This is a genomic window from Streptomyces sp. NRRL WC-3549, assembly GCF_000721935.1.
Taxonomy (GTDB): Bacteria; Actinomycetota; Actinomycetes; order Streptomycetales; family Streptomycetaceae; genus Streptomyces.
On the sequence record NZ_KL585398.1, the window covers coordinates 8,654 to 11,932 of the forward strand.

Genomic DNA, 3,279 nt, shown 5'->3' on the forward strand with positions numbered 1-3,279 from the left:
GGCGAAGCCTCCGGCGGCGGCCCCCGCCGCACCGTCCCCGGCACCTCCGCCGGCCCCCGAGCCGCCGGCCCCCGATCCCGCTCCTCCGGCACCTCCCGCGCCCGCGCCCGATCCGACGCGTGAGGCCCGTCCGGCACCGACGTCGACCCCGGCCCCGAAGCCTCCGGCCGCGCAGCCCGTTCCCGAGCCCACTCGGCAGCGGCCCAGCCCCTCCCCCACCCCGACACCGCCCCCGACTCCTGCCCCGACGCCCACTCCGGCTCCCGAGCCGCCCTCGGTCTTCCAGGTCAACGAGTTGGCGTACTCCGTCGCGGGGGACCACACCGCTCCGGAGATCGTGCTGGGCGAGACCCGGGGCGCGGTCTGGCAGCGCACAGGTCTGTCGATCGGCGGCACGGTGTACGCGCACGGGGTGACCGTCCACCCGCGCTCGTCGGTCGCCATCCGGCTGAACCGACCGTGTACCCGCTACGAGGCGGCGGTCGGCGTCGACGACCTGACGAGGGGGAGCGACGTCGTGCCGTTCCCCCTGCGTCCCCGGGTCCGGTTCTCGGTGTGGGGCGGCGACGGTTCCCGGCTGTGGGAGTCCCCCGTGATGCGGGGCGGTGACGCCGCCGTACCGATGGGTGTCTCCGTCGACGGCCAGGAGACGATCCGGCTCGTCGTGGAGCCCGTGGGACGGTTCGGCGGTGCGGCGCCGGCCGACTGGGCGCAGTCGCGGATCAGTTGTCGCTGAACTCCTCGCTGACGGCGGTCAGGTACGCCACGGCGTCCGCCGGCGTCATCGCCGCTCCCACGGCCCTCTCGGCCTCGTACGCCTCCGGGTCGAGGCGGGCACGCACGAGCTCGAGGGCGGCCGTGACCTCGCGTTCCTCCACCACCGTCCGGGGGCCGTACACGCGCCAGGACCCGGCTGCCGCGAGGATCCGGGCCGCGGCGGCGTACAGACCCAGCAGCGGCAGGGTGACGCCCGTCTCCTCCGCGAGGTGGGCGGTGAAGACCTCCCCGCAGCCCGCCTCCACGGCCAGCCCGAGCGCCTCGGTCATCCCGCGCAGCCCGGCCACGGCACCGCCGGGCCGCTCCAGCACGGTGATGCGGGCCGCCAGGCCCTTGACGGCCGCGGTGAACTGCGGTGGCCGGGAACCGTACACCTGGGCACCGTCCGCCGCGTCCACGAAGCGGCGCGCCAGTGGGAGGTTCCCGGCGGCCAGGGCGATCGCGGCCCGCAGGAAGTCGATGTACGCGCGGGCGTCGTACACGTGCTGCCGCTCGGCCGCCGCCTGCGCCTCGTCCAGTCCCGCCCATGCCGCGTCCAGGTCGCCTGCCCCGTAGGCGAGTTCGGCGAGGCGTCCCACCAGGAACGGCTCCTCCGCCTGGGCGCCGATCTCCCGGGCCAGCTCCAGCGCCTCCCGGTAGGCGTCCCCCGACTCCTCGTACCGTCCGCGCGTCATCCATGCCTCGGCGGCGGCGCTCGCCACCTGGGCGCGCAGGTACCGGTCACCGATCCGCCCGCCGAGCACCCGCAGCTCGGCGAGGTCCTCGTCGACGCCGTCCATGCCCCGGGGTGTGTCCACCAGCATGTGGGTGCGGAACATCAGGGTGAGGGCGTACTCCCAGTCCCCGCCGTGGGCTCTGGTGTTGGCGACGGCCGCGTCGAAGGACGCGCGGACGTCGGGGGTGTGCTCGCGGCGCATGTACCCGGTCAGGGGCCAGAGCAGTCCGGGGAAGCGCGCCGCCTCCGCCCCGCCCCGGGTACGGAAGTCGTCGGTCACCCGGCTCACCAGGGACTGGAGCTCCTCGTCCCCGTGGATGTCGTCGACCGGGCTGCTCTCCGCGGCGAGGAAGAAGCGGAGCATGTGCAGGTGCCTGCGCGGCCAGTGGAGCGGGTCCTCGGGGTCCGCCGGGTCCTCGCCGAGCGCCGCCGCGCGGTCCGCCCAGTTCAGACCCTCGGTCCGGAGGTTGCGCAGCCACCAGAACCAGCCCATGGCCAGCACCAGACGCACCGCTGCCGGCTCGTCGGGAGCGGTGACGACCGTGCGGTGCAGGGCGGCCCGGATGTTGTCGAGGTCGCTCTCCAGCCGCCGGATCCAGACGAGCTGGTCCGCGGAGCGGAGCAGCGGGTCGGCCTTCCGTGCGAGCGTGCCGAAGTGGGCGGTGTGGGCGGCGGCGGCGTCCGCGAGCACCCGTGGTGCCTCGGCGGCACGTTCGGCGGCGTACTCGTGGATGGTCTCCAGGAGCCGGTAGCGCATCTCGCCGGTCTCGGTCGGAGTGGCGACGACGAGTGACTTGTCGACGAGCGCGCCGAGCAGGGGGGCGGCGTCCGGACCGCCCGTCACGGCCTCGGCCGCGGGGAGGTCCCAGCCGCCCGCGAAGACGGACACCTGGCGCAGGAGAGTGCGTTCGCCCTCCTCCAGCAGGTCCCAGGACCAGTCCACGACCTGTCTCTTATACACTATAAGAGACAGATCTGGCGCGGGGTGAGCAACCGGAGCCGGGCGGCGGCCAGTTCGATGGCGAGCGGCAGTCCGTCCAGCCGGCGGCAGATCTCGGCCACGGCCTCCCAGTCCGCCCCGTCGTCCGCCGTCCGCTGTTCGAAGTCGGGCCGTACGGCGCGGGCCCGTTCCGCGAAGAGCCGGTGGGCGGGGTCGGGCGGCAGGGGCCCCACAGGGCGTACGACCTCGCCGGGCACACCCAGGGGCTCACGGCTGGTGGCGAGGACCCGCAGCCCCGGGCAGTGGCTGAGCAGGGTCTCCGCGAGGGCCGCGGCCTGGTCGACGACGTGTTCGCAGTTGTCGAGCACGAGGAGGAAGGGCCGGGTACGGGACCGGTGGGCGAGGTGCTCGACCAGGCGGCCCGTGGGGTCGTCGGGCGTGGTGGGCCCCTCGCGGGTGGAATCGCGCAGCAGCGCCGTCTCCCGCAGGCCCAGCGCGGTGAGCACGGCCCCGGGCACGGCGGCGGGGTCGTCCAGCGGCGCGAGTTCGGCGATCCAGGCGCCCTGCCCTGCTGCGGCCTCCTCGGCCAGCCGGGTCTTCCCGGAGCCGCCGGGGCCGGTGAGGGTGACCAGCCGGGCGCGGGTCAGATCGGCCCGGATGTCGCGGAGTTCCCCGGCCCGGCCGACGAAGGAGGTGAGCCGGGGGCGGATGTTCCCCTCGGCGAGGTGCGGGGGATTCGGGCGGTGCGGGGGCGGCCCACCAGGGCCCGGGCGCGCCGGACCCGGGTATGCCGGACCCGGGTGCGCCGGACCCGGGTGCGCCGGACCCGGGTATGCCGGACCCGGGT

The 3,279-nt window shown here is 75.4% G+C and carries 1 protein-coding gene and 1 pseudogene; one reads left to right on the top strand and one right to left on the bottom strand.

All coding sequences use genetic code 11. The features are described from left to right. Positions 1-736, top strand: a 736-nt coding sequence (locus IH13_RS37470; protein WP_037841367.1) for an NPCBM/NEW2 domain-containing protein, incomplete at its 5' end; no start/stop codon positions are given. Here the strand turns inward: IH13_RS37470 and IH13_RS37475 are convergent. Beyond that, positions 723-3,279: pseudogene (locus IH13_RS37475) on the bottom strand (ATP-binding protein); the annotation flags it as partial. The gene IH13_RS37470 and the pseudogene IH13_RS37475 sit on opposite strands and share 14 nt — an antisense overlap.